Source organism: Pseudomonas chlororaphis subsp. aurantiaca (assembly GCF_013466605.1).
GTDB lineage: Bacteria > Pseudomonadota > Gammaproteobacteria > Pseudomonadales > Pseudomonadaceae > Aquipseudomonas > Aquipseudomonas chlororaphis_I.
The window spans coordinates 4,966,281-4,991,451 of record NZ_CP059162.1; the positions used below are offsets into that span (position 1 = coordinate 4,966,281).

A 25,171-nucleotide genomic window follows, 5' to 3' on the forward strand; every position below is an offset into this window, starting at 1 on the left:
GTTGCGAAAAAAATGCAGCTGCGCTTTGCCCTCTTGTAGCCATTCAGGGCTGGGGGGATGGCGCGGTGCGCAAATGTTGCACGATCAGCAGCGGCATTGCCATTGATTACTGGCAGGCGCCCTCACCCGGCCGGCAATGGCCAGAGTCAGGGATCGCAACCGGAGATCGCACGGGGTGCAGCGGAAAAACAGCGCTGGCGAATTGTCATGGAGACTTTGTGAAAATTTCGTGCAGCGCATATTTGGTCACATAAAAAAGGGCCTGGCGGCCCTTTTTCGAACCCGCGCCAGCCTTCAGAGCCGTACGTTGCCGCGCGGCCCGGCAATCGCCCAGATGATCAGGCCCAGAACCGGCAACAGGATGATCAGCAGCACCCAGAGGATTTTCATCCCGGTTTCGGCACTGCTTTTAAGCACATTGATGATCGCCCAGATGTCCAGCGCGAGGATGATCAGGCCGACCAGCGTATTGAAGGTGGAACCCATGGTGTCGCTCCTAAGTGAGGGCTTGCCCACTTAGGATAGCCGGCCAGCGCCGGGGTTCCTTTTTATTGCCCGTACGGTCAGGTCTGTGGCTCGGCAGCTCAGACGTGAACCGCGACCTTGAGCGCTTCCAGGGACGGTGCGGCGGCGATGCCGGCTTCGGCGCACAACTCCAGCACGCGCGGCACGTCGTTGCCGTAGACCAGCACCACTTGCAGCTCGTCGTCCAGCAGCTGGCTGAAGTTCATCAGCACGTAGCCGCCGTTTTCCGGGTTCATGCTGCCCATCTGGATCTGGATGCGGTTGAGCGCGGTCAGGGCCTCGGTCTTGGCCAGTTGCTTGGGCTTGATGTTGAACGCCACGCCCGGGCCGAAAGACGCGACAATCTGCGCGAACAGGTCCATGTAGGTGTCGGCCTGGAACAGCACGGTGTCCGGCAGGCTGCCGACCACCACCCATTCGCCCAGCGGGATCGGGAAGCTGTCGTCGTAGTTGATGTCCGGATTGGCGGCCAGGAAGGCCTGGGGATCGGCGTAGGCTTGGGCGGCCTCGTCGGCGATCCGCAGGATTTCTTCTTCGCCCATACAGCCGGAGCTGATTTTGGTGATGAGTTCGGCGAGGACGGTTTTCATGGGCGAATCCTGTTACGGGTCAATGGCGGGCGCGCAGGATAGCCTAAACCCGCCCCGCGAACCTACCGCCGCGACCAAGGCCTGGCCTTGGCCCGGCGGCATGCGCCGTTCAGCTCAGCCCAGCAACTTCTGCAACTGCGCGGTGGTGTCGACGGCGCCCATGGTCTTCGCCGCGTCCAGTGCACTCACGCCGTTAGCGTCGGTGGCTCGTGGGTTGGCGCCCTGGCTGATCAGGTAGTCGACGATTTCCGTGCGGTTGAACATCGCCGCCATCATCAGCGCGGTACGCCCGTCGAAGGACGAACCTTCCACCTCGGCACCGCCTTCCACCAGCGCCTTGACCACCGCCAGGTCGCCCTTGAAGGCCGCGCCGGCGATCGGGCTCTGGCCGTTGTCGTTACGGATCTCGGGGTCGGCCTTGTGCTTGAGCAGCACCTGCACCGCATCCACATGCCCGTAGTAGCTGGCCAGCATCAGCAGGGTGTCGCCCTTGTGATTGCGCAGGTTGACCGGCAGACCGCTGCTCGCCAGCTTGTCGAGCATCTGGGCGTCGCCTTGACGGGCGACGTTGAAGACCTGCTCGGTAAACTCGGCGGCTTCTTCTGCGGTCATCTGGCGGCTTTTGTCTGACATCGGGAACTCCACTTTCGGCCAATCGGAAAGCCGCTAGTGTCCCCAAGCGGCTCCAACCCTGTCATCCCTTTTTTCTCAAGAGCGGCCATAGCCAGAATCAATAACGGTGCCGGCCGGCACAAATGTCCGCCAGGACCGCCTCCGTCACCTGGACGTAGGTCGCCGATCCCGGCAACCAGGCGTACACCGGATCGCCACCGGTTTTCGACGGGTCGAAGGCTTCTTCCTTGAGCCGGGTCTTCTGGTACTTGAAGGTGCCGGTGGTCTCCATCTTCACCTTGACCCGCAGGAACAGCGGCACCGCGTAGCCCGGCAGATGCTCGCGGGCGAACTGCAACAGTTCGGTGAAATCCAGGGTCGCCAGGGATTCGGCCGGGGTGATCGCTGCCATCCCGGCGCGACCGTTGGTGTTGTGCACCTCCACGCCATAGGCCACCGCCTCGGCGACCTGCGGATGTTGCAGGAGGATGTTCTCCACTTCGGTGGTGGAGACGTTTTCGCCCTTCCAGCGATAGGTATCGCCCAGGCGATCGATGAACTGCGCATGGCCAAAACCGATATCGCGCAGCAGGTCGCCGGTATTGAAGTAACGGTCGCCCTTCTCGAACACGTCGGTGAGGATCACCTTCAGGTTCTTTTCCGGCTCGGTGTAGCCGTCCAGCGGCGCCTTGTCGTCGATCTTCGCCAGCAGCAGGCCCTGCCCGCCCCGGGCGACCTTCTGCATGAAGCCGGAACCGTTGCGGATCGGTGCGCAGGTGTCGTGGGCGTACTCCACCAGCGCCCAGGGCGCCAGGGAAAAGCCCACGGTATTGTCGAAGTTGAGCACGTTGGTAAAGCCGATATTGCCGTCGCTGGCGGCATACAGCTCGCAGATATGCTCGACGCCGAAACGCTGCTTGAACGGCCCCCACACGCCGGGGCGCAAACCGTTGCCGACCATCTTCACCACGCTGTTGTCGCGGTCGTGCTCGCTGGCGGGCTGGTCGATCAGGTAACGACACAGCTCGCCCACGTAGCCGATGGTGGTGGCCTTGAACCGGCGGGCATCCTCCCAGAACCGGCTGGCGCTGAACTTGCGGCGAATGGCGAAACCCGAGGCCCCGCTGATGGCCGAGCCCCAGCATACGCACAGCCCGGTGGCGTGATACAGCGGCAAGGTGCAGTAGAGAATGTCGGCCGGCTGCATGTCGAGGGCGATCATGCCGAAGCTGGCGGAGGTGCGCATCCAGCGGCCGTGCTTGAAAATGCCGGCCTTGGGCAGCCCGGTGGTGCCCGAGGTGTAGATATAGAAGCATGGATCGTCGAGGTAGATCCGCGCGGTGCTCGGGGGATTGGTCGAGTCACTGGCGACGCTGGCGGTCATCAGGTCGATGCAGCCGGCGGGCGTTGGCCCGGGCGCCACATCCGGATCGGCGACGAACCAGGTTCGCGCCTCGTCAATGGCAACCTGGTCGCGAATCGCCGAATAGGCATCCAGCAGTTCGCCGCCGACGATCATCGCCACCGGCTTCACCAGGTTCACGCTGTGCACCAGCACGCTGCCGGCCTGTGCGGTGTTGAGCATGGCGCAGATACCGCCGAGCTTGGCCACCGCCAGCACACTCAGCAGCAACTCGGGACGGTTCTCGACGAAGATCGCCACCACGTCGCCCTTGCCGATGCCCTGGCTCGCCAGGTAATGGGCGATCCGGTTGGCCCACTGGTTGGCCTGTGCATAACTCAACACCCGGTCGCCGTACAGCAGCGCCGGGCCGTCGGGGTTGCGTTGCGTGGCTTGTTCGAAGGTCCAGCCCAGCCCGCAGGGCTGATCGGCACGCTTGACGTTGGCTATCTGCATGCCCCTGATGACCCGCGGCAACGCCCGGGCGATGGAGGGCAATTTGCGCAGCATCATGCCCCAGGTGATCGTGTCGTGCTGACGAGTGCTCATGACGGCTCCTGTTCGACGCAAAAGGATCCTGCACGGGCCAGGCCGGCAGGCAGACAAGGTCGATGGGGCTATTCAGCCGGGGGCCGAAGGCGGGCCGCCACGGCAAACAGGAGCGAAACAGGGGGCGCGCTATTGGCAGTAATGCGGAGCATGGCGTTCATGGATGACGTCCTATTTTCTTATTATCAGGCGCCCATGACCCTAGGGATCACGACGCATGACTGTCCATGTCGATGAAGCGTCTGATTGACCTGTACAGCCTGTCGCTGGCAAAAAAATACGTCAGCGCTTCTTGGCCTGTACACGGAGTTTTTGCAAAGTTTTGTATCTCCCCCGCGCCGCCAGGTGCCTCGCGCTTGAGGGTCGGTTTGCCGGTTGAATCTTTTACGTGAACCGGCAGTCACAGCGTTACGCCCCGGCCCTTGCCCACGCCTGCGATCTCGCAAAATGCAGGATGCACGATGGCCATTCATGCAAATTGCACGGGCGCGCAAATGGCGAATATTTATAACAATATGATTTATAACGATTTTTTAAAAATTTGAGGCTGGCACAATCGCTGCACCTATCACTTCAGGTTTGCCATTCAAGAACCAATGGAGCTGATAGACATGAGCCTGATCCAAGAAAAATTCGCTTCCCTGTTCTCCAACTACGAAGTGACCACTCAGCCACGGCCCGATGGCGGCATCCTGCTGACGCTGCGTAACAGCGAAGGTAAACAGCTCAAGCGCTCGATCTCTTATGCCCAGTTGCATGCGGGCGATCAGTTGTCGTGGGTGATCAGCGCGTTGCGTCGCGACCTGGCCGAACAGGCCAGCGAATTGCCACAGATTTCCCTGCTGCAAAGCCAGAACCGTTTTGCCCTGCCGTCGTATCACTCGCTTTAAATCCGCAGCGCTGCGGATTCGCGGTGACAACGCAGACATGACGGATAGCCCCAATCAGGCCGTGCCAGCCTTGCGCTGACACGGCCTGATTGCTTTCAGAAACGCTGCGGATCGATATCGGCGAAGCTCGCCACATTCGCATGCCCCGCCAACACCCCGCCTTCGCGCACCAGGCCGCAAGTGGCCAGGCCGGCGGACTTGGCCGCATCCAGTTCCTGGACGACATCGGACAGAAAGAGAATCTGCCCAGGCGCACAACCGATGGCCTGGGTAATGCGCTGGTAAGACTGCACTTCGCGCTTGGGCCCCGAGGCGGTGTCGAAAAAACCGCTGAACAGCGGCGCCAGGTCCCCGGCAGTGGAGCGACCGAAAATCAACTTCTGCGCTTGGATCGAGCCCGACGAATAGACGTACAACCGATAACCAGCCTGATGCCAGTGCTGCAACGCCGCCACCGCATCCGGATAGACATGGCCCTTGAGCTGCCCGGCCCGATACCCCTGCTCCCAGACCATGCCTTGCAAGGTCTTGAGTGGCGTGGCCTTGCGATCTTCCGCGATCCAGCCCAGGAGGATCTCGATCACCCGTTCGACATCCGCCGCCGGCTCGCCGCTGGCCTCGCGCACCGCCTGCAGCTGCTCAGCGACATCGGCCCGGGTGACGTGCTTGCGCACGAAGTCCGGCAGCTGCTGCACCGCATAGGGGAACAGCACCTCGAAGACAAAACTCACCGCGCTGGTGGTGCCTTCGATGTCGGTAAGAATGGCCTTGATCGGCATCCGCTCAATCCTCCAGAAGCGGGAACTGGCTGGCGATATCGGAACCGGTGAAGTCGGCGACCCAGCCTTGCGGGTTATTGAACATGCGGATCGCCACCAGGTACGGGTTCTCGCCCATGTCGAACCAGTGCGCGGTACCGGCCGGCACCGAAAGCAGGTCGTTCTTCTCGCAGAGCACGGCGTACACGTAGTCGCCGATGTGCAGATTGAACAAGCCGCGACCGGCGACGAAAAAGCGCACCTCGTCCTCGGCGTGGCGGTGTTCGTCGAGGAACTTGGCGCGCAATTCGGCCTTCTGCGGGTGATCGCTATTGAGGCTGATCACATCGACGGTGATGTAGCCGCGCTCGGTCATCAGGCGGTCGATCTGTTCCTGATAGGCGCCTATCACTTCTTCCTGGCTGGCGCCCGGCTGGATCCTGGTGGCGGCTTGCCAGCGATCGAAACGCACGCCCTGCTCGGCCAGGGTCGCGGCGATATCGTCGAAATGGGTCAGCACCTTGTTCGGCAGGTCCGGGCTGGATACGTGGTAAACGGACAGGCTGCTCATCTTGGCAATTCCTCGCTATCGGCAGTGCCCTCCGGCTTTTTCCAGGCCGGTCAGGCAGTGCATATCATCAGGCGGTGGCTACTTCAGTCGAAGAAAGCCTTAACGGTTTAACAGGGCGCGAGTCTTCAACTCACACTCGAACAGGAACTCGAAGGCCTCGATCTGGCGCTGCGCGTCACTCATGCGCGCCCCCCAGGTATAGAGGCCATGACCGCGAATCAGGTAACCGACGCAATCGGGATGGGCGTCGAGCCAGGGCTGGACCTTGCTCGCCAGCCGGGCGATGTCCTGATCGTTGTCGAAAATCGGCACACGCACCCGCGACTCGTGGCTGGCGATGCCGGCAAAGGCCTTTTGCAGCTCGTAACCCTCGAACTCGATGAAGTCCTCGGCGGTCAGGCGCGACAGCACCGTGGCATTCACCGAGTGGGTATGCAGCACGGCGCCGATCTGCGGGTTCCAGCTGTACAACTGGGTGTGCAACAGGGTTTCGGCCGACGGCTTTTTACCCGGTTCCAGGCTGTTGCCCGCCAGGTCGGTGGCCAGCACGTCATCCAGGCCCAACTGGCCTTTGTGCTTGCCCGAAACCGTGAGCAATACCGCGCTTGGCGACAGGCGCGTGGAATAGTTGCTGCTGGTGGCCGGGGACCAGCCGCGGGCATACAGAAAGCGCCCGACCTCGATGATGTCCTGTGCCAGCTGTTCGCGGCTAAGGCTCATGGCCTCTCCTCTTGCATACGTGTGGCAATGATAACGGCTGCCGCCAGCGCTGCGAGGCTTGCAATACTAAAGGTCAATGTCGCGCCCAGGGCATTCCAACTGTAGCCGGAATACAGCGCGCCCAATGCGCCGCCGGTGCCGGCCAGGGCCGCGTACAGGGCCTGGCCCTGGCCCTGCTGACGGTCACCGAAGCTGCGTTGCACGAAATGAATGGCCGCGGCATGAAAGCTGCCGAAGGTCGCGGCATGCAGCACCTGGGCAAACAACAGCAGCCACAGGTGCTCGGCAAAGGCACCCAGCAGCAGCCAGCGCAGGGCCGCCAGCAGGAAACTCGCCAGCAACACCCGGCGCACCGAAAAGCGCAAGAGAATCCAGCTCATCGCCAGGAACATCAACACTTCGGCGACCACCCCCAGCGCCCACAACAAACCGATCAAGCCGCGGCTGTAGCCCAGGTGTTCCAGGTGCAGGGTCAGGAAGGTGTAGTAAGGACCGTGGCTCATTTGCATCAGCGCCACGCAGGCATAGAAGGCCAGCACGCCGGGGCTGCGCAACTGGCCTATAAAACCTCCGGCCGCCAGGCGACTGCCCTGGGCCGCTGGCTGGGCATTGGGCACCCAGGCGCTGCTGAGCACGATGCCGGCCATGATCAGCACCAGCGCCGCCGGGTAGATGTCCAGGCTCAGCCACTCGAACAGCCGCCCCAGCGCCACCACCGTGAGGATGAAGCCGATCGAACCCCACAGGCGGATCTGGCTGTAGCGGGCAGTCTGGCCTTGCAGGTGCGCCAGGGTGATCACTTCGAATTGCGGCAGTACCGCGTGCCAGAAGAACGCATGCAAGGCCATGACCATCGCCAGCCAGGCGTAGCTCTTGCTGACGAAAATCAGCGAAAAGCTCAGCAGCGTGCAGATCGCGCCAAAACGCACAATGGCCAGGCGCCGGCCGGTGTAGTCGCCGAGCCAGCCCCAGATGTTCGGCGCCACGCAGCGCATGAGCATGGGAATCGCCACCAGCTCGCCGATGCGCGCGCTGGAAAACCCCAGGTGATCGAAATACAGCGCCAGAAACGGCGCGGTCGAACCCAGCAGGGCGAAATAGAACAGATAGAAACTGGAGAGCCGCCAGTACGGGAGCGCCGCCACGGCCGTCAGACCGTGGCGGCTGGCAGGGACGCCATTACAACTGGCCCAGCACCGGCGTGCTGACGCGCACATCGGCGTTCTGGCCACGGTGACGCAGCAGGTGATCCATCAGCACGATGGCCATCATGGCTTCGGCGATCGGCGTGGCGCGAATGCCGACGCATGGGTCGTGACGGCCCTTGGTGATAACGTCCACCGGGTTGCCATCGATGTCGATCGAACGGCCCGGGGTGGTGATGCTGGAGGTCGGCTTGAGCGCCAGGTGCGCGACGATCGGCTGGCCGGAGGAAATCCCGCCAAGGATGCCGCCAGCGTTGTTGCTGAGGAAACCTTGCGGGGTCAGCTCGTCGCGATGCTCGGTGCCACGCTGGGCGACGCTGGCGAAACCGGCGCCGATCTCCACGCCCTTGACCGCGTTGATGCTCATCAGCGCGTGGGCCAACTCGGCATCCAGGCGGTCGAAGATCGGCTCGCCCAGGCCCGGCATCACGCCCTCGGCGACCACGGTGATCTTCGCCCCCACCGAATCCTGATCGCGACGCAGCTGGTCCATGTAGGCTTCCAGTTCCGGCACCTTGTCCGGATCGGGGCTGAAGAAGGCGTTGTCTTCCACCGAATCCCAGGTCTTGAACGGGATTTCGATCGGGCCCAGCTGGCTCATGTAGCCCCGCACCACGATGCCCTGGCTGGCCAGGTACTTCTTGGCGATGGCCCCGGCCGCCACGCGCATGGCGGTTTCCCGCGCCGAGCTGCGACCGCCGCCGCGGTAATCGCGGATGCCGTATTTGTGGTGGTAGGTGTAATCGGCGTGGGCCGGGCGGAACAGATCCTTGATCGCCGAGTAGTCCTTGGACTTCTGGTCGGTGTTGCGGATCAGCAGGCCGATGGAGCAGCCAGTGGTCTTGCCTTCGAACACGCCGGAGAGGATTTCGACTTCATCGGCTTCCTGGCGCTGGGTGGTGTGGCGACTGGTGCCGGGCTTGCGCCGGTCCAGGTCGCGCTGCAGATCGTCCAGCGACAGCTCAAGACCCGGTGGGCAGCCGTCGACAATGGCGACCAACGCCGGGCCATGGCTTTCGCCCGCGGTGGTGACAGTGAACAGCTTGCCGTAGGTATTGCCAGACATGCGGGACGCTCCGTGAAATCAGCCGAAATAACTCAATCTGGATTACTGAGCGCGCCAGTATACGCAGCCTACCCAACTAGTTCATCCTCGAACCTTATCCGTGCCCGGAAGTCCAACCGGCACCTTCTCCATGATGGCGTGATGATGCTGCGAGTTCTTCTCTTGAGCCTTACCCTGTTCACCGGCCTGGTCCAGGCGGCCGTGCTGCAACGTCCCATCAGCCTGGAGACTGGCAACGGCGAATTATACGGCTCGCTGCTGTTGCCCAAGTCCGACGCCCCGGTGCCGGTGGTGCTGATCGTCTCCGGCTCCGGCCCCACCGACCGCGATGGCAACAACCCCGACGGCGGGCGCAACGATAGCCTCAAGCGCCTGGCCTGGGTGCTGGCCAAGCACAACATCGCCAGCGTGCGCTACGACAAGCGCGGCGTGGCCGCCAGCCTTGCCGCCACCCCGGACGAACGCAACCTCACCCTCGACGCCTACGTCGCCGATGCCGTGGCCTGGGGCAAAAAACTCAAGGCCGACCCGCGCCTGGGCCCGTTGATCATGCTCGGCCACAGCGAAGGTGCGCTGATCGCCACCCTGGCGGCGCCCCAGGTCGATGCGGCGGCGGTGATTTCCATCTCCGGCACCGCCCGCCCGGTGGACCAGGTGCTGCGCCAGCAATTGAGCTATCGCCTGCCGGCGTCGCTGATGCTGCGCAGCAACGAACTGCTCGACAGCCTCAAGGCCGGCCGGGTCGACACCGACGTGCCGCCGCCGCTGGAGGTGATCTTCCGCCCCAGCGTGCAGCCGTACCTGATCACCCTGTTCAAGCAAGACCCGGCCGCCGCGTTCGCCCGCCTGAAAATGCCGGCCCTGATCGTCCAGGGCAGCAACGATATCCAGGTCGGCGTCGACGACGCGCGGATGCTCAAGGCCGCCAAGCCGGATGCCCAGTTGGCGCTGATCGAGGGCATGAACCATGTGTTGCGCATTGTGCCCAACGACGTCAAGCGGCAACTGGCCTCCTACAAGGACCCGCAACTGCCCCTGGCCTCGGAACTTGGCAGCCGCATCATCGGTTTTATTGACGGACTTCACGCCCGTTGACGCGTTTTCCCCTCCAGTCCTGAAAAAAACGGCCGATAAGCCTTTGCCGGCCGTTCACTTGCCGTCGGCAAGTAGCGCTTGGACAGGATCTCGCCGTTATGACCGATACCCAGAACCCTCCCGAAACCGAGGTTGAAAACCCCGTTCCCGAAGCCGTGGCGTTGCCGTGGGCGGACGTCCATGCCGAGCATCACCGGATGCTTCGCCTGGCCCCGCTGCAAACCGATCGCGCCACGGGCGGACGGCCCCTGCGCTTTATCGAGTTCGGTTATGCCGAGCGCAGCAACAAGGAGCGCAGCCTGTTGCGCATGACCCTCCAGTTGCCGGGCCAACGGGTGCGCAAGGAACAGAATCACCTGGATGTCTGGGTCGACCATACGACTCGGCGGGTACGTTTCGAGCCGGACAACCTGCAGATCGAACCGGCGAACCGTGGCATCGGCCGCTTTCTGCTGGCGCAGGGGGCAAGCTGGGCGCAGAAAAAATGGCCGCACTACCGCGTGGATGGTTTCGAACTGGCGAACAAGGATGCGCTGAACGAGGCCACGCGCCTGCGACGCGACCATTTCCTGCGGGTCCAGGGCTTCGATGTGGTTTACGCCGATGCCCAGCATCTCAAGGGCAGCGTCAAGGATGTGCAGGTCGGCGAACTGCTGGCCAACTGGAACACCGAAAAGCTGCAATTCGTCGAGATCCTCGAAGCCGCGCAGATGCTGCAGCAGGCCGAGCAGAACCTCGAAGAGCAGGAAGTCAAACTGCGCAAGCACGAAGAAAAGGTCGCCAAGTACAAGCGCGAAGACACCGGACTGCGCTTTACCATCACTTGCCTGGTGGCCTTTGCAGTGTTCCAGGCCGGGTTGCTGATCTGGATCGCGACCCACCGCTGACAACAAAAAGCCCGCCGATTGGCGAGCCTTTTTGTAGCGCTTCGCTCGCGGCTCAGACCCGGGAACTGAACAGCGCCTGATGCTGCCGGCACTGCTCGGCGGTGAGCATGAACACGCCATGACCGCCGCGCTCGAAGTCCAGCCAGGCAAAGTCGACTTCCGGGTACAAGGCTTCGACATGGACCTGGCTGTTGCCGACCTCGACGATCAACAGGCCCTTCTCGGTCAGATGATCGGCCGCCTCGGCCAGCATGCGCCGCACCAGGTTCAGGCCATCGTCGCCACAGGCCAGGCCCAGCTCCGGTTCATGCTGGTACTCCTCGGGCATGTCGGCGAAGTCCTCGGCATCCACATACGGCGGGTTCGACACGATCAGGTCGAAACGCTGGCCCGGCAAACCGTCGAAGCCGTCACCCTGCACCGTGAACACTCGCTCGTCGACGCCATGGCGCTCGATGTTCTGGTTCGCCACCTCGAGGGCTTCGAACGACAGGTCGGCCAGCACCACTTCCGCATGGCGGAATTCGTAGGCGCAGGCAATGCCGATACAGCCGGAACCGGTGCACAGGTCGAGAATCCGAGCAGGCTCGGCGCCCAGCCAGGGTTCGAAACGTTTTTCGATCAGCTCGCCGATCGGTGAACGCGGAATCAGCACGCGCTCGTCGACAATGAACGACAGGCCACAGAACCAGGCTTCGCCCAGCAGGTAGGCGGTCGGCACGCGCTCTTCGATGCGCCGCTTGAGCAGACGCTGCAGGTTGACCAGTTCGTCGTCTTCCAGCGCGCAGTCCAGATAGCTGTCGGCGATTTCCCACGGCAGGTGCAAGGCACCCAGTACCAATTGGCGGGCTTCGTCCCAGGCATTGTCGGTCCCATGGCCGAAAAACAGATCCTCCCCATGAAAGCGGCTGACAGCCCAACGGATGTGGTCGCGCAGGGTGCGCAGGCGGGAAGTGATCACGGGGCAGACTCCTGAAAAAACGACTGGCGATTCTAACAGCCAAAACGTCTGAGGACGACGCATGAAAAATCTGAGTCTGCGGAGCGTTCAGGCGCTTTTCCCCGCATTCGACCCGATTCTCCATAGCCCTTGACACGGCTGTAGGCCAGCAACCACGCACCTTACGTTAGTAGCGATTCACAGAAGCGCTCCGCCAGAGGACAATGTCGCAAAAGCCCCACTCACAGGAGCCCCAGAATGTCCGTTCCAAAGACGATGTTTCAACTCAGCGGTCGTGGTTATGCAGCGGCTAATTTGAGCCACGCGACCCTTGTGATCATCGACGCCCAGAAAGAGTACCTCAGCGGTCCGCTGGCCCTGTCCGGCATGGACGCCGCGGTCGCCAACATCAAGCAACTGGTCGCTGCCGCCCGCTCCGCCGGCCGCCCGGTTGTGCACGTGCGCCACCTCGGCACCGTCGGCGGTCTGTTCGACCCCCAGGGCGAGCGCGGCGAGTTCATCCCCGGCCTCGAACCCCAGGGCGACGAGACCATCATCGGCAAGCTGCTGCCAAGCGCCTTCCATGGCACCGAACTGGAAAAGCGCCTGCAGGACCTGGGCTCCCTGGACCTGATCGTCTGCGGCTTCATGAGCCATTCCAGTGTCAGCACCACCGTGCGCGCCGCGAAGAACCTGGGCTTTCGCTGCACCCTGGTGGAAGACGCCTGCGCCACCCGCGACCTGCCCTACAAGGGCGGCATCCTCACTGCCGAGCACGTCCAGCAGACCGAAATGGCCATCATGGCGGACAACTTCGCCACCCTCGCCCTGACCAAAGATCTGATCTGATCGACCCGCAATGAGCGGTCCACGGGCCGCTCATCCGTAAAAGCCTCTCATTTGCCGTAATTGCCTTAGCCTCAGGAACCACCCGGTCATCTTTCGGTCGAAGGGCCGATACCCATTGAGGAAGGTCGGAATGAAGATATCCGATGGTTTTGACGCACGTCGTCTGCGGCCAAAAGGCCCGCGGAACTGGCGTTTGCGCCTGGGCGCGGCATTCTCCGCGTTGCTGGCGACCTTCGGTGTGCTGCTGGCGATGGCCGGGGCCGCCAGCCTGTTGGGGCGCCCTCCGGCGCTGGGCGAATTGAATGCAAGCCCGGCAGGTTCCGCGGTGATTCTAGCGGTCGGTCTGTTACTGCTGTATGTCGGCGTCTGGCTGTGGCGTCGCTGTCGGCGCCGCATGCGCCAGCCGCAGACCCTGAACATGGCTCCACACCTGATGAAGAAACATGACTGAATCGACGGCAACACGTTTTGTCCCGCCCCTCTCCCGTCGAGTTGGGTAAACTGCTCGGTCTTCGCGGAGGCTGACATGCAAGACGACGATTTTTCCCTGTTCAAAAGCGCGATCCAAGGCGTCAGGCCAATCAAGCACGATCGCGCCGAAACCGGCAAACCCAAGGCTGACCGGGCGCAGATCGCCAAGCTGCGCCAGGCCGCCAGCCTGCGCACCGAAACCACGACCGTCGACGGGCTGTCCGATCAGTTCGTGATCGACGTCGGCCCGGAAGACGAGTTGATGTGGGCTCGCGACGGGGTCCAGGAAAGCCAGATGCGCAAGCTCAAGGTCGGCCAGATCCCTTTCGAGGGCAGCCTCGACCTGCACGGCATGAACGTGGAAAAGGCCCGGGAAACCCTCTGGGCGTTCCTTGCCGAAGCCACCAGGTTCGAGATCCGCTGCGTGCGCGTCACCCATGGCAAGGCCGTGCGCCTGGACGGCAAGCGGCCGATGATCAAGAGCCACGTCAACACCTGGCTGCGCCAGCATCCCCAGGTGCTCGGCTTCACCACGTGCCAGGCCAGGCACGGCGGCGCCGGCGCGGTCTACGTGATGCTCAAACGCACCATGATGGAAGGCCGCGACGAGTAAAGCCGCTTCGTCGCGCTTGCAGCGTCGAGTCCGCCACCGTACCCTTGCCCTTTGCGTAAAATCCCACAGGTAGTTTCATGTCCCTGGAACAGAATTACACGGCGATCCTCGGCCAATTGGGCGAAGACGTCTCCCGCGAGGGCCTGCTCGACACGCCAAAACGTGCCGCCAAAGCCATGCAGTACCTCTGCCGCGGTTATGAACAAACGCTGGAAGAAGTCACCAACGGTGCCTTGTTCAGCTCCGATAACAGCGAAATGGTGCTGGTCAAGGACATCGAGCTCTACTCGCTGTGCGAGCACCACCTGCTGCCTTTCATCGGCAAGGCCCACGTCGCCTACATTCCGAGCGGCAAGGTGCTGGGCCTGTCGAAAGTCGCGCGCATCGTCGACATGTACGCGCGTCGCCTGCAGATCCAGGAAAACCTCAGCCGCCAGATCGCCGACGCGGTCCAGCAAGTGACCGGCGCCCTGGGCGTCGCGGTGGTGATCGAGGCCAAGCACATGTGCATGATGATGCGCGGTGTGGAGAAGCAGAACTCGTCGATGATCACCTCGGTGATGCTGGGCGAATTCCGCGAAAACGCGGCGACCCGCAGCGAGTTTCTCAGCCTGATCAAGTAACACGGCTGCCCGAAAGAACCGGCGTTCATCGCCGGTTTTTTTTCGCCTGGCAAAAATCAGGTAAGCTGCCGCCCCTTCTTTCATGGGCAAGAGGCAATATCGTGATCGTCAAAGCGCTTCGAGTCGGCCTGGGCCAGCTCATCATCCTCATCGACTTCATCACCCGCCCACGCAAGCAGCAGCGCCCCGTCGCGGCTCAAGCCCGGGTCGAACAGGCCGCCAAGGGCCTGACCCTGTACCAGTTCCACGCCTGCCCCTTTTGCGTGAAAACCCGCCGCACCCTGCACCGCCTGAACGTTCCGGTGGCCCTGCGCGACGCGAAAAACAACGAGCAGGACCGCCAGACCCTGCTGGAGCAAGGCGGCAAGATCAAGGTGCCGTGCCTGCGTATCGAAGAAAACGGCCAGACCACCTGGATGTACGAGTCCAAGGTGATCATCGATTATCTGGACAAGCGTTTCTCCGCCGCCTGAAGCGCGCAATCGCCGGCTGGCCCACAAGAGCCACACCATAAAAAACCGACCCAAGGGTCGGTTTTTTGTTTCCCGCAACGGCTCAGTCGAGCATCCCGACATGCCGCGGATGGCTTTCCACCCGTTGCATCCAGGCCTGGATCGCCGGGTAGCGCGCCAGGTCGAAATCACCTTCATGGGCGACATGGGTGTAGGCATAGAGCGCGATATCGGCAATCGAATACTGCTCGCCCACCAGATACGGCGTGCGCGCCAGTTGATGCTCCATCACGTCCAGGGCCTTGTAGCCGCGCTTTTGCAGTTTCTCGTATTCGTGAAGGCGCTCTTGCGGCATCCCCAGATAAAGCTGGATGAAACGCGCCACGGCAATGTACGGCTCATGGCTGTATTGCTCGAAAAACTGCCATTGCAGCACTTGCGTGCGTAAACGCGGCTCGCTCGGCAGGAATTCGCTGCTATCGGCGAGGAAGTTGAGAATCGCGTTCGATTCCCACAGGCAGGTGCCGTCTTCCAGCTCCAGCACCGGGATCTTGCCGTTGGGGTTCTTCGCCAGAAACGCCTCGGTCTGCGTATCCCCGTTCAAGATGTCCACGGCGTGCCACTCGTAAGGCTGGCCCAGCAGATTGAGCATCAGCTTGACCTTGTAGCAATTGCCGGACCGGTAATCCCCATAAACCTTGTACATGGCCCTCTCCTCTTAGGCTGCCTGTGCAGCCTGTGCTTGACGTACCACGGTGGCCAGCCGCTTGAGACCTTCGTCCAGACGCGCCGGATCGATATGACTGAAATTCAACCGCAGGTGACCTGGATTGCGGTCCGGCTCGGAGAAGAAGGGTTCGCCCGGCATGAATGCCACATCCTGCTCCAGCGCCGCTTTCAGCAAAGTGCGGGTGTCCAGCGGCTGTTTCAAGGTCAACCAGAAAAACAGCCCACCCTGGGGCACCTGCCAGTCGGCCAGATCGCCGAAATGACGCTGCAGGGCAGCTTGAAAACCATCGCGGCGCACCCGGTAGAAATCGCGCAACTCGCCCAGGTGCCGCTGATACTGCTCGGTACCTATCCATTGCAGCGCCTGCCATTGGCCGACACGGTTGGTGTGCAGGTCCGCCGACTGCTTCAACCGCAGCAGATGGAGAAACAGGTCCGGGCTGGCGATCAGGTAACCGACCCGCAGCCCTGGCAGCAGCGTCTTCGACACGGTACCGGTGTAGATCCAGCTGGCCTTGCGCAGGCGCCCGACAATGGGCGTGGCGCTGCCGCCATCAAAAGTCAGCTCGCGGTAAGGCTCGTCCTCGATCAGGGTCACTCCGAACTCGTCGAGCAACGCCGCCACGGCATCGCGCTTGGCCTCGCTGTAGCGCACCGCCGAAGGATTCTGGAAGGTCGGGATCAGGTAGATGAACGCGGGCCGATGCTGCTCCAGGCGGGCGCGCAATTGCGCCAGGTCCGGCCCATCGGCCTGAAGCGGCACGGTCAGGCAATCGGCGCCGAACAACTGGAAGATCTGCAGCGCCGCCAGGTAGGTCGGCGCTTCCAGCATGATCTCGGTGCCCTTGTCGATGTACAACTTGGCCGCCAGATCGAGGGTCTGCTGAGACCCGCTGACCACCAGCACCTGGCTCGCCTCGCACGGCACGCCCAGCGCCCGGGCCTGCGCCGCCAGGGCCTCGCGCAGCTGTGGCTCGCCCTCGCTCATGCCGTATTGGCCCATGGACACCGGCATCGCCTGCCAATCGGTCTTCGGCAGCATCGCTTCGGCGGGCAGGCCCCCGGCGAACGACATCACTTGCGGACGCTGCGCGGCGGCAAGGATTTCACGGATCAGTGAGCTTTTAAGACGCGAAACACGTTCGGAGAAGGCCATGAGGGTCACCAGTAGCGAAGGCGGAGGAAAATACGTCAAACTGCTTGACCGAAATTACGCCGACTTTCGCAAATACGTCAATATGCTTGACCTTAAAAACCAGACCACGCAACAAGCCGCCATGGAAGCCTTCTTCTTTGGTTACCAGGCGTTCACCGCCAAGGCCGACGAAATGCTCGAGCGCCGCGGCCTGAGTCGCGTGCACCAGCGCATTGTGTTTTTCATTGCCCGCTATCCGGGGCTGAGCGTGAAGGAACTGCTCACGGCACTGGGCGTGAGCAAGCAGGCGCTGAACATTCCGCTGCGCCAATTGATGGAGATGCACCTGGTCAACAGCGTTGCCTCGCAGAGCGACAAGCGCAAACGCTTGCTGGAGCTGACCGAGGACGGTGCGCGCTTTGAGCAATCGCTGCGGCGCGAGCAGGTGAAACTGCTGCAACGGGTGTTCGCCGAGGCCGGCGAGGCGGCGGTGGATGGCTGGCTGGCGGTGAACAAGGCCCTGGGCGAAAACCGCTGAACACCAAGCCTGCGGCGCAGTGCTCTTCAACCTGCCTGCAAGAACGCTTCAGCCCCGTTGCGACCGCTGCGCGCTCGATCCCAGGCTGCGTCAGCGGCCAAAGGCCATATAGCCTTTCTGGCGAACTTTTCGCACACAACCTAAAAAACATTATTTGCTTTCTTTGTATACAAAAGCATAATTCGCCACGTGCGAGTTCCTGACCTAAAGGTCAATAAAAGCCCGCAAGCCTTACATGCCTCAAAGAGCCGCTGCCCACCCTCACGTGTCCGGCTCTGGAAAAAATAATAAAACTCTTGAGGAGTACTCGCTGTGGAAAGCCGCAAATCCGAAGCCCCTACGCTGGAACTCTCGCCGCCGCTGAACAGTGGCTGGCTGGAGCGCATCTTCAAACTCAGGTTGCATGGCACCACGGTGAAGACCGAGCTGATCGCCGGTCTGACAACCTTCATCACCATGGCCTACATCATCTTCGTCAACCCCAACATCATGGCCGACGCCGGCATCGACCACGGCGCGGCATTCGTCGCCACCTGCATCGCCGCCGCCCTGGGTTGCCTGTTGATGGGGCTGTACGCCAACTGGCCGGTAGGCCTGGCGCCCGGCATGGGGCTGAACGCCTTTTTCACCTACACCGTGGTCGGAACCATGGGCTACAACTGGGAAACCGCCCTCGGTGCGGTGTTCGTGTCCGGCGTGCTGTTCATGTTCCTGACCTTCTCGCGGATCCGCGAATGGCTGCTCAACAGCATTCCGGCCAGCCTGCGCTTCGCCATGGGCGCCGGCGTGGGCCTGTTCCTCGGGCTGATCGGCTTGAAGACCGCGGGCATCGTGGTCGATAGCCCGGCCACCCTGATCAAGCTCGGCTCCCTGCGCGAACCCGGCCCGCTGCTGGCGGCGATCTGCTTCCTGATGATTGCCGTGCTCAGCTATCACCGGGTGTTCGGTGCGATCCTCATCAGCATCATCACCGTGACCCTGGCTGGCTGGGGCCTGGGCCTGGTGCACTACGAGGGCATCATGTCGGCCCCGCCGAGCCTGGCACCGACCTGGATGGCCATGGACGTCGCCGGGGTGTTCAACGTCAGCATGATCAGCGTGGTGCTGGCCTTCCTCTTCGTGCACATGTTCGATACCGCCGGCACCCTGATGGGCGTGGCCCAGCGCGCCGGCCTGGTCAACCCCGACGGCAAGATCGAGAACCTCTCCCGCGCCCTGAAGGCGGACAGCGCCTCCAGCGTATTCGGTGCGGTGGTCGGCGTTCCGCCCGTGACCAGCTACGTGGAAAGTGCCGCGGGCGTCGCCGCGGGTGGTCGGACTGGTCTTACCGCATTGACCGTAGGTGTGCTATTTATCGCAGCCATGTTTTTCGCACCGCTGGCTGGCATGATCCCCGCTTATGCCACCGCCGGCGCTCTGATTTATGTGGCAATGCTGATGATGGGCGGCATGGCCCACATCGATTGGGAAGAGGCCACCGACAGCATCCCGGCGATCGTCACCGCAATCATGATGCCGCTGACCTTCTCGGTCGCCGACGGTATCGCCCTGGGCTTCATCACCTACGTGGCCTTGAAGGCCGGGACAGGCAAGTACAAGGAAATCTCCATCAGCCTGTGGGTGCTGTGCGCGATCTTTATCGCCAAGTTCATTTTCTTGTAGGCACAGCGGTTTCAAACGGCCTCACCCCGTCGGGTGAGGCTTTTGCACATAAGGAGAAAGGCAATGAGCGTGGAAACCTGGCTGCTGTTCAGCGGCGCGGCACTGGTGGTGATACTGATTCCGGGCCCGCTGTCCCTGCTGATGATCAGCAACAGTCTGAATTACGGTTTGCGCCGGTCCTACCCGGCGTTTCTCGGCGGCGTGTTTGCCTCGATCTGCCTGCTGAGCGCCTCGGCCCTGGGCCTGGGCGCCCTGCTGCTGGCTTCGGAGCAGCTGTTCAGCGCCCTGAAAATCGTCGGTGCGCTGTACCTGTTCTATCTCGCCTGGCAAAGCTGGCAGCAATCGCGGCAGCCCTCCCTGGGCGCCGAAGTGCCCGAGGCCGCACCGAAACCGCGCTTTCGCGCACTGTTCGGGCGCGCTTTTGTACTGGGCGCCAGTAATCCGAAAGACATTCTGTTCTTCGCCGCGTTTCTGCCGCAGTTTCTCAGTGCCGAACAACCCTTCCTGCCGCAGCTGCTGATCATGATCGTCACCTGGACCCTGCTCGACCTGCTGTGCAAGCTGGCTTACGGTCTGGGCGCCCATGGCGCGGCGCGTTACCTGCGCAGCGGCAAGGGCCAGAGCTGGTTCAACCGGGTCAGCGCCGGGCTGTTCAGCGGCGCGGGTGCTGCGTCGCTGTTGAGCCGCTGAAGAGCTTCGCGGGCAAGCTCGCTCCTACAGGATCTTCACGTTTCTGTAGTGTAGGAGCGAGGCTTGCCCGCGATGGCGCCCTCACAAGCACCACTTTTCTGAGGACGAAAAAAAGCCCGCAGTGTGAGCGGGCGAAAGACCAAAGAAGCTATTTGCGCAGGCTTCGTGGGGGAATGTCCTAGCTTCCTCTATAGGTCGAATAGCTGTAGGGCGAGATCAGCAGTGGTACGTGGTAATGCTCCTGTTCGGCCGAGATGCCGAAACGCAGCACCACCACATCGAGAAACGCCGGCTCGGGCAGTTGTACGCCGCGAGCACGGTAGTAATCGCCGGCATGGAATTGCAGCTGGTATACCCCCGTGCGGTAGTCATCGCCTTGCAGCAACGGCGCATCGCAGCGGCCATCGCTGTTGGTCAGGGCACTGGCGACCAGTTCCAACTGCGCACCTTCGACCCGGTACAACTCGACCTTGATGGCGCTGCCTGGGCAGCCATGCGCGGCATCCAACACGTGTGTAGTCAAACGTCCCATTGATTCTGCGTGTCTGTGCGCGCTCACACGTCCAGACCTCGCGCCTCCTGAAGTCAGTTGATAAGGAGACCGCACCGTTTCGGAGCACGAAAGGATGCGGCAAGGAATTTATTAAGACACTTTTCAAAAAAATTGTACACAATAAAAATCACCCATTTCCGGGTACTTCGAGCAAGTCCCCGTATTCCCTTGATCAGCAGCCAGACCATGAGAGCAGAAGACTTTTCATCAATTAGCTGACCAACCAGGCAGGTTTCTTGCAGGACCCGGGCATGAGCACAATCGATGAAAAATGCAAAAAATCGGGCTTACAAACCGAATTAAAAGTTGTATACAATCAGCCCATCGCTGTGACGCCAGCCTGCCTTTCCCCCTCAGGCCCCGCCACGCCACCGTTATCACGATAAGAAGGAAGACTGCAGTGAGCGCTGACTACCCACGCGACCTGATCGGTTACGGCTCCAACCCTCCTCACCCTCACTGGCCGGGCAATGCCCGCATCGCCCTGTCGTTCGTGCTCAATTACGAAGAAGGCGGCGAGCGCAATATCCTGCACGGCGACAAGGAGTCGGAAGCCTTCCTTTCGGAAATGGTCGCCGCCCAGCCCCTGCAGGGCGAACGCAACATGAGCATGGAATCGCTGTACGAGTATGGCAGCCGTGCCGGCGTCTGGCGGATCCTCAAGCTGTTCAAGGAATTCGACATTCCGCTGACCATCTTCGCCGTGGCCATGGCCGCCCAGCGCCATCCGGACGTGATCCGCGCCATGGTCGAAGCCGGCCACGAGATCTGCAGCCACGGCTACCGCTGGATCGACTACCAGTACATGGACGAAGCCCAGGAACGCGAGCACATGCTCGAGGCGATCCGCATCCTCACCGAAATCACCGGTGAACGCCCGCTGGGCTGGTACACCGGCCGCACCGGCCCGAACACCCGGCGCCTGGTGATGGAAGAAGGCGGCTTCCTCTATGACTGCGACACCTACGACGACGACCTGCCCTACTGGGAAACCAACAACCCGACCGGCAAGGCGCACCTGGTGATCCCCTATACCCTGGACACCAACGACATGCGCTTCACCCAGGTCCAGGGCTTCAACAAGGGCGACGACTTCTACCAGTACCTCAAGGATGCCTTCGACGTGCTGTACGCCGAAGGCGCCGAGGCGCCGAAGATGCTGTCCATCGGCCTGCACTGCCGCCTGATCGGCCGCCCGGCGCGCCTGGCCGCCCTGAAGCGCTTTATCGAGTACGCCAAGGGTCACGATCAGGTCTGGTTCACCCGCCGCGTGGACATCGCCCGCCACTGGCAGCAAACCCACCCGTTCCCGGGGGCTGCGAAATGAGCACCTTCCAAACCCTGAAACCCTCGACCCTGAGCCGCGACGCCTTCGTCAAAGCCTTCGCCGATATCTACGAACATTCGCCATGGGTCGCCGAAAAGGCCTTCGACCTGGGCCAGGACGCGTCGATCGACCGAATCGACGTCCTGCACCAGCGCATGAGCGACATCCTGTTGAGCGCCGATCACCAGAGCCAGTTGGCCCTGATCAACGCTCACCCGGACCTGGCCGGCAAAGCCGCCGTCCAGGGTCAACTGACCGAAGCCAGCACCCATGAACAGGCTGGCGCCGGTATTCACCAATGCACGGCCGAAGAGTTCCAGCGCTTCACCGAGCTGAACGAGGCCTACAAGGCCAAGTTCAAGTTTCCCTTCATCATGGCGGTAAAAGGCAGCAACCGGCATCAGATCCTCGCGGCGTTCGAAGCACGCATCCACAACTCGGTGGACACCGAATTCCGGTGCGCGCTGGCGGAGATCAACAAGATCGCGCTGTTCCGATTACTGACTCTCTAGCAAGCAGCCCTTGTGAGAAACCCGAGCACGAATGAACGCCCAGCGTACCCAGGGGCCTGCAAGCATCCCAAGCCACTCAATTAAAGGCAGACAAGAAGAATGAAAGCTTACGCCGTACCTTTCGAGAAGTTCGTCAACCTGGCCGACGCCCGCCTGGGCACCAAGATCATCTCGGTGACCGATGACTGGTTCGCTGACGCCAACCGTCTGTTCCAGCCGACCCCGGCCGTATGGAAGGAGGGCGTATTCGATGACAACGGCAAGTGGATGGACGGCTGGGAGTCGCGCCGCAAGCGCTTCGAAGGCTACGACAGCGCCGTGATCCGCCTGGGCGTGCCCGGCCAGATCAAGGGCGTGGACATCGACACCTCATTCTTCACCGGCAACTTCCCGCCATCGGCCTCCCTGGAAGCCTGCTTCCTGACCGAAGGCGAGCCGAACGAAAACACCCAGTGGGTGGAAGTGCTGCCGGCCGTCGAGCTGCAAGGCAACAGCCACCACTACCACGAGATCAGCAACGACCAGGCGTTCAGCCATCTGCGCTTCAACATCTACCCGGATGGCGGCGTGGCCCGTCTGCGCGTGCATGGCATTCCGTACCGCGACTGGTCGGCGGTCGGCGACAACGAGCAGGTCGACCTGGCAGCCGCCCTCAACGGTGGCCGTGCCCTCGCCTGCTCCGACGAACACTTCGGCCGCATGAGCAACATCCTCAACCCGGGCCGCGGCATCAACATGGGCGATGGCTGGGAAACCGCCCGCCGCCGCACGCCGGGCAATGACTGGGTGATCGTCGCGCTGGGCCATCCGGGCGAGATCGAGAAGATCATCGTCGACACCCTGCACTTCAAGGGCAACTACCCGGACAGCTGCTCGATCCAGGGCGCCTTCGTCAAAGGTGGCACCGACAGCCAGATCGAAACCCAGTCGCTGTTCTGGCGCGAATTGCTGCCGAGCCAGAAGCTGGAAATGCACGCCGAACACACCTTCGCCGAGCAGATCAAGGCCCTGGGCCCGATCACCCATATCCGCCTGAACGTGTTCCCGGACGGTGGCGTCAGCCGCCTGCGGATCCTCGGCAAGGTCGCGAAGTCGAAGTAATGCTGCGCCCGCAGGAACGAGGCTGCTCGCTCCTGCGGGAAAGACGATTCACCGACAACAACGAATTCACAGATTAAGAAGAACAGCATGCGCACATTGATGATCGAACCGCTGACCAAAGAAGCCTTCGCCCCCTTCGGTGACGTGATCGAAACCGACGGCAGCGATCACTTCATGATCAACAACGGTTCGACCATGCGCTTCCATCGTCTGGCTACCGTGGAAACCGCCACGCCGGACGACAAGGCGATCATCAGCATCTTCCGCGCCGACGCGCTGGACATGCCCTTGACCGTACGCATGCTGGAGCGCCATCCGCTGGGCAGCCAGGCTTTCATTCCGCTGCTCGGCAACCCCTTTCTGATCGTGGTCGCGCCACTTGGCGATGTACCTGTATCGGGCTTGGTCCGCGCCTTCGTCAGCAATGGCAGGCAGGGCATTAATTACCATCGCGGCGTCTGGCACCACCCGGTGCTGACGATCGAAAAGCGGGATGACTTCCTGGTGGTTGATCGCAGTGGCACAGGCAATAACTGCGATGAGCATTTCTTTGAAGAGGATGAGTGTTTGATCCTCGCCCCCCACCAATAAGAGAAGGTCTGATCACTCGACAACAAGGGTGACAGGCGAGAGGTAAAGACTGTGGAAGCACATCTGTTGGAATGGCTCAACCTGAGCGTGCGTTGGGTTCACATGATCACTGGCGTGGCCTGGATCGGCGCGTCGTTCTACTTCGTCTGGCTGGAAAACAACCTCAATCGCGTCAACCCCAAGGACGGCCTGTCGGGCGACCTCTGGGCAATCCACGGTGGCGGCATCTATCACCTGGAAAAATACAAGCTGGCCCCACCGTCCATGCCGGAGAACCTGCACTGGTTCAAGTGGGAAGCCTACTTCACCTGGATGTCGGGGATCGCCCTGCTGTGCCTGGTGTTCTACTACAATCCGATGCTCTACCTGGTAGCGCCCGGCAGCGGCCTGACCGGCCCTGAAGGCGTGGCCATCGGCATCGGCTCGCTGATCGCCGGCTGGTTCGTCTACGACTTCCTCTGCGACTCGCCCCTGGGCAAGAAACCCGCCCTGCTCGGCTTCATCCTGTTCGTGCTGTTGATCGCCGCGGCCTATGGCTTCAGCAAGGTGTTCAGCGGTCGCGGCGCCTACCTGCACGTCGGCGCCATCATCGGCACCATCATGGTCGGCAACGTGTTCCGCATCATCATGCCGGCCCAGCGCGCGCTGGTGGCCGCCATCGCGGAAAACCGCACGCCGGACCCGACCCTGCCGGCCAAGGGCCTGCTGCGTTCGCGCCACAACAACTACTTCACCCTGCCCGTGCTGTTCATCATGATCAGCAACCACTTCCCGAGCACCTACGGCAGCCAGTACAACTGGTTGATCCTGGCCGGGATCGCGGTGCTGGCAGTGCTGGTGCGTCACTACTTCAACACCCGCCACGACAGCCACAAGTTCGCCTGGACCCTGCCGGTCGCGGCCCTGGGCATGATCTGCCTGGCCTACGTCACCGGCCCCGTGCAAATGGCCAAGGGGCCGGAAGTGGCCAAGGCGCCGGCGAAGATCGAGTACCAGCCGCTGCCGGAAACCGCCATCGGCGGCGGCGCCAAGCCTGAATCCGCCGCGGCTCCGGCAGCCCCGGCGGCTCCCGAAGTTGCTCCGACGCAAGCGTCCACGGCAACCCAGGGCCCGACCTTCGACAAGGTGCATAACGTGATCCAGGAACGTTGCACCGTCTGCCACTCGGCCAAGCCCACCAGCCCGCTGTTCAGTGCCGCGCCGGCCGGCGTGATGTTCGACACCCCGGAGCAGATCAAGCTCCAGGCCCCACGGATCCAGGCCCAGGCCGTTGCCAGCCAGATCATGCCACTGGGCAACATCACCCAGATGACCCAGCAGGAACGTGACCTGATCGGCGCCTGGATCAACCAGGGGGCGCGCACCAACTAGTACTGCGGTGTCTTGACGACCGCTATCGCGGGCAAGCCTCGCTCCTACAGCATGTGTGTTGCTTCTGTAGGAGCGAAGCTTGCCCGCGATCAACCGCCACGCGGTTGGCCTGCTGCAAAAAGCTGTTCGCAACCACACAGCTTT

Annotated in this window: 29 protein-coding genes; 16 read left to right on the forward strand and 13 right to left on the reverse strand. The window is 62.1% G+C overall.

Going from position 1 to position 25,171, the window contains the following annotated elements:
* Positions 1 to 294 precede the first annotated feature (294 nt).
* The 4 genes from H0I86_RS22415 to H0I86_RS22430 form a co-directional block, all read right to left on the reverse strand.
* A complete protein-coding gene (locus tag H0I86_RS22415) occupies positions 295 to 486 on the reverse strand; it encodes a PLDc N-terminal domain-containing protein (RefSeq protein ID WP_007932252.1) in 192 nt (63 codons plus the stop codon).
* 98 nt (positions 487 to 584) lie between these two features.
* Positions 585 to 1,115 (reverse strand): hypothetical protein, encoded by a 531-nt coding sequence (locus tag H0I86_RS22420; RefSeq protein WP_009045036.1) that lies wholly within the window; start codon positions 1,113 to 1,115, stop codon positions 585 to 587.
* Between the two features lie 114 nt (positions 1,116 to 1,229).
* Positions 1,230 to 1,748 (reverse strand): ankyrin repeat domain-containing protein, encoded by a 519-nt coding sequence (locus H0I86_RS22425; protein WP_124321737.1) that lies wholly within the window; start codon positions 1,746 to 1,748, stop codon positions 1,230 to 1,232.
* A gap of 97 nt (positions 1,749 to 1,845) precedes the next feature.
* On the reverse strand, positions 1,846 to 3,678 hold the full coding sequence (locus tag H0I86_RS22430; protein ID WP_180922244.1) for a long-chain-acyl-CoA synthetase: 1,833 nt from the start codon (positions 3,676 to 3,678) through the stop codon (positions 1,846 to 1,848).
* A 611-nt stretch (positions 3,679 to 4,289) separates the two neighbouring features.
* Between H0I86_RS22430 and H0I86_RS22435 the strand changes: the two genes are divergently transcribed.
* The gene (locus H0I86_RS22435; RefSeq protein ID WP_009045039.1) at positions 4,290 to 4,568 is read left to right on the forward strand and encodes a DUF3509 domain-containing protein; all 279 of its coding nucleotides are present in this window, start codon (positions 4,290 to 4,292) and stop codon (positions 4,566 to 4,568) included.
* 95 nt (positions 4,569 to 4,663) lie between these two features.
* Here H0I86_RS22435 and mtnC read toward each other — a convergent pair whose 3' ends face one another.
* The 5 genes from mtnC to aroC all read right to left on the reverse strand — a co-directional run bounded on the left by mtnC (position 4,664) and on the right by aroC (position 8,888).
* Positions 4,664 to 5,347, reverse strand: a complete 684-nt coding sequence (mtnC, locus tag H0I86_RS22440) for an acireductone synthase (protein ID WP_180922245.1) — start codon at positions 5,345 to 5,347, stop codon at positions 4,664 to 4,666.
* Positions 5,348 to 5,351: 4 nt separating this feature from the next.
* Entirely contained in the window at positions 5,352 to 5,897 is a 546-nt protein-coding gene (locus H0I86_RS22445; RefSeq protein WP_180922246.1) for a 1,2-dihydroxy-3-keto-5-methylthiopentene dioxygenase, read from the reverse strand.
* Positions 5,898 to 5,996: 99 nt separating this feature from the next.
* Complete coding sequence (locus H0I86_RS22450) at positions 5,997 to 6,617, reverse strand: methylthioribulose 1-phosphate dehydratase (RefSeq protein WP_180922247.1); 621 nt, start codon at positions 6,615 to 6,617, stop codon at positions 5,997 to 5,999.
* Entirely contained in the window at positions 6,614 to 7,762 is a 1,149-nt protein-coding gene (locus H0I86_RS22455; RefSeq protein ID WP_180922248.1) for an MFS transporter, read from the reverse strand. The genes H0I86_RS22450 and H0I86_RS22455 overlap by 4 nt, the downstream gene beginning before the upstream one ends.
* A 34-nt stretch (positions 7,763 to 7,796) precedes the next feature.
* Positions 7,797 to 8,888, reverse strand: a complete 1,092-nt coding sequence (gene aroC / locus H0I86_RS22460) for a chorismate synthase (protein WP_007932265.1) — start codon at positions 8,886 to 8,888, stop codon at positions 7,797 to 7,799.
* A gap of 141 nt (positions 8,889 to 9,029) precedes the next feature.
* On the opposite strand from aroC, the gene H0I86_RS22465 reads away from it, so the two are divergent.
* Positions 9,030 to 9,983, forward strand: a complete 954-nt coding sequence (locus tag H0I86_RS22465) for an alpha/beta hydrolase (RefSeq protein WP_258019359.1) — start codon at positions 9,030 to 9,032, stop codon at positions 9,981 to 9,983.
* A 98-nt stretch (positions 9,984 to 10,081) separates the two neighbouring features.
* The gene (locus H0I86_RS22470; protein ID WP_180922249.1) at positions 10,082 to 10,870 is read left to right on the forward strand and encodes a hypothetical protein; all 789 of its coding nucleotides are present in this window, start codon (positions 10,082 to 10,084) and stop codon (positions 10,868 to 10,870) included.
* 52 nt (positions 10,871 to 10,922) lie between these two features.
* On the opposite strand, the gene prmB is transcribed toward H0I86_RS22470, so the two are convergent.
* A complete protein-coding gene (gene prmB / locus H0I86_RS22475; RefSeq protein ID WP_023966445.1) occupies positions 10,923 to 11,831 on the reverse strand; it encodes a 50S ribosomal protein L3 N(5)-glutamine methyltransferase in 909 nt (302 codons plus the stop codon).
* 237 nt (positions 11,832 to 12,068) lie between these two features.
* On the opposite strand from prmB, the gene H0I86_RS22480 reads away from it, so the two are divergent.
* The 5 genes from H0I86_RS22480 to H0I86_RS22500 all read left to right on the forward strand — a co-directional run bounded on the left by H0I86_RS22480 (position 12,069) and on the right by H0I86_RS22500 (position 14,839).
* Positions 12,069 to 12,659: a cysteine hydrolase family protein gene (locus H0I86_RS22480; RefSeq protein WP_180922250.1), complete on the forward strand. Its 591-nt coding sequence runs from the start codon at positions 12,069 to 12,071 to the stop codon at positions 12,657 to 12,659.
* A gap of 130 nt (positions 12,660 to 12,789) precedes the next feature.
* Positions 12,790 to 13,110: a hypothetical protein gene (locus H0I86_RS22485; protein WP_023966449.1), complete on the forward strand. Its 321-nt coding sequence runs from the start codon at positions 12,790 to 12,792 to the stop codon at positions 13,108 to 13,110.
* A 75-nt stretch (positions 13,111 to 13,185) separates the two neighbouring features.
* Entirely contained in the window at positions 13,186 to 13,743 is a 558-nt protein-coding gene (locus H0I86_RS22490) for a Smr/MutS family protein (protein ID WP_180922251.1), read from the forward strand.
* A gap of 77 nt (positions 13,744 to 13,820) precedes the next feature.
* Complete coding sequence (gene folE, locus H0I86_RS22495; RefSeq protein WP_003204506.1) at positions 13,821 to 14,366, forward strand: GTP cyclohydrolase I FolE; 546 nt, start codon at positions 13,821 to 13,823, stop codon at positions 14,364 to 14,366.
* A 101-nt stretch (positions 14,367 to 14,467) separates the two neighbouring features.
* Entirely contained in the window at positions 14,468 to 14,839 is a 372-nt protein-coding gene (locus H0I86_RS22500; protein WP_180922252.1) for a glutathione S-transferase N-terminal domain-containing protein, read from the forward strand.
* An 82-nt stretch (positions 14,840 to 14,921) separates the two neighbouring features.
* Here the strand turns inward: H0I86_RS22500 and H0I86_RS22505 are convergent, their stop codons facing one another.
* Together H0I86_RS22505 and H0I86_RS22510 are read right to left on the reverse strand one after the other, a co-directional pair.
* Positions 14,922 to 15,524 carry a glutathione S-transferase family protein gene (locus H0I86_RS22505; protein WP_180922253.1) on the reverse strand — a complete coding sequence of 201 codons (603 nt, stop codon included), beginning with the start codon at positions 15,522 to 15,524 and terminating at the stop codon, positions 14,922 to 14,924.
* Between the two features lie 12 nt (positions 15,525 to 15,536).
* Complete coding sequence (locus H0I86_RS22510; protein WP_180922254.1) at positions 15,537 to 16,703, reverse strand: aminotransferase-like domain-containing protein; 1,167 nt, start codon at positions 16,701 to 16,703, stop codon at positions 15,537 to 15,539.
* A gap of 82 nt (positions 16,704 to 16,785) precedes the next feature.
* On the opposite strand from H0I86_RS22510, the gene H0I86_RS22515 reads away from it, so the two are divergent.
* From H0I86_RS22515 to H0I86_RS22525, 3 genes are all read left to right on the forward strand, one after another.
* Entirely contained in the window at positions 16,786 to 17,220 is a 435-nt protein-coding gene (locus tag H0I86_RS22515) for a MarR family transcriptional regulator (RefSeq protein ID WP_007932281.1), read from the forward strand.
* 312 nt (positions 17,221 to 17,532) lie between these two features.
* Positions 17,533 to 18,882, forward strand: a complete 1,350-nt coding sequence (locus H0I86_RS22520; RefSeq protein ID WP_180922255.1) for an NCS2 family permease — start codon at positions 17,533 to 17,535, stop codon at positions 18,880 to 18,882.
* A 63-nt stretch (positions 18,883 to 18,945) separates the two neighbouring features.
* On the forward strand, positions 18,946 to 19,572 hold the full coding sequence (locus H0I86_RS22525; RefSeq protein WP_023966462.1) for a LysE family translocator: 627 nt from the start codon (positions 18,946 to 18,948) through the stop codon (positions 19,570 to 19,572).
* Between the two features lie 178 nt (positions 19,573 to 19,750).
* Here H0I86_RS22525 and uraH read toward each other — a convergent pair whose 3' ends face one another.
* A complete protein-coding gene (gene uraH, locus H0I86_RS22530; protein WP_009050210.1) occupies positions 19,751 to 20,104 on the reverse strand; it encodes a hydroxyisourate hydrolase in 354 nt (117 codons plus the stop codon).
* Positions 20,105 to 20,525: 421 nt separating this feature from the next.
* Here uraH and puuE point away from each other — a divergent pair, with 421 nt between their 5' ends.
* The 5 genes from puuE (at position 20,526) to H0I86_RS22555 (ending at position 25,027) form a co-directional block, all read left to right on the forward strand.
* The gene (gene puuE / locus H0I86_RS22535; RefSeq protein ID WP_180922256.1) at positions 20,526 to 21,452 is read left to right on the forward strand and encodes an allantoinase PuuE; all 927 of its coding nucleotides are present in this window, start codon (positions 20,526 to 20,528) and stop codon (positions 21,450 to 21,452) included.
* Complete coding sequence (gene uraD / locus H0I86_RS22540; protein ID WP_124338877.1) at positions 21,449 to 21,964, forward strand: 2-oxo-4-hydroxy-4-carboxy-5-ureidoimidazoline decarboxylase; 516 nt, start codon at positions 21,449 to 21,451, stop codon at positions 21,962 to 21,964. Before puuE ends, uraD begins: the two co-directional genes overlap by 4 nt.
* Before the next feature lie 99 nt (positions 21,965 to 22,063).
* Positions 22,064 to 23,065: an allantoicase gene (gene alc / locus H0I86_RS22545; protein WP_016704390.1), complete on the forward strand. Its 1,002-nt coding sequence runs from the start codon at positions 22,064 to 22,066 to the stop codon at positions 23,063 to 23,065.
* An 87-nt stretch (positions 23,066 to 23,152) separates the two neighbouring features.
* Entirely contained in the window at positions 23,153 to 23,656 is a 504-nt protein-coding gene (locus H0I86_RS22550) for an ureidoglycolate lyase (protein WP_180922257.1), read from the forward strand.
* Between the two features lie 51 nt (positions 23,657 to 23,707).
* Complete coding sequence (locus H0I86_RS22555; protein ID WP_180922258.1) at positions 23,708 to 25,027, forward strand: urate hydroxylase PuuD; 1,320 nt, start codon at positions 23,708 to 23,710, stop codon at positions 25,025 to 25,027.
* Positions 25,028 to 25,171 lie beyond the last annotated feature (144 nt).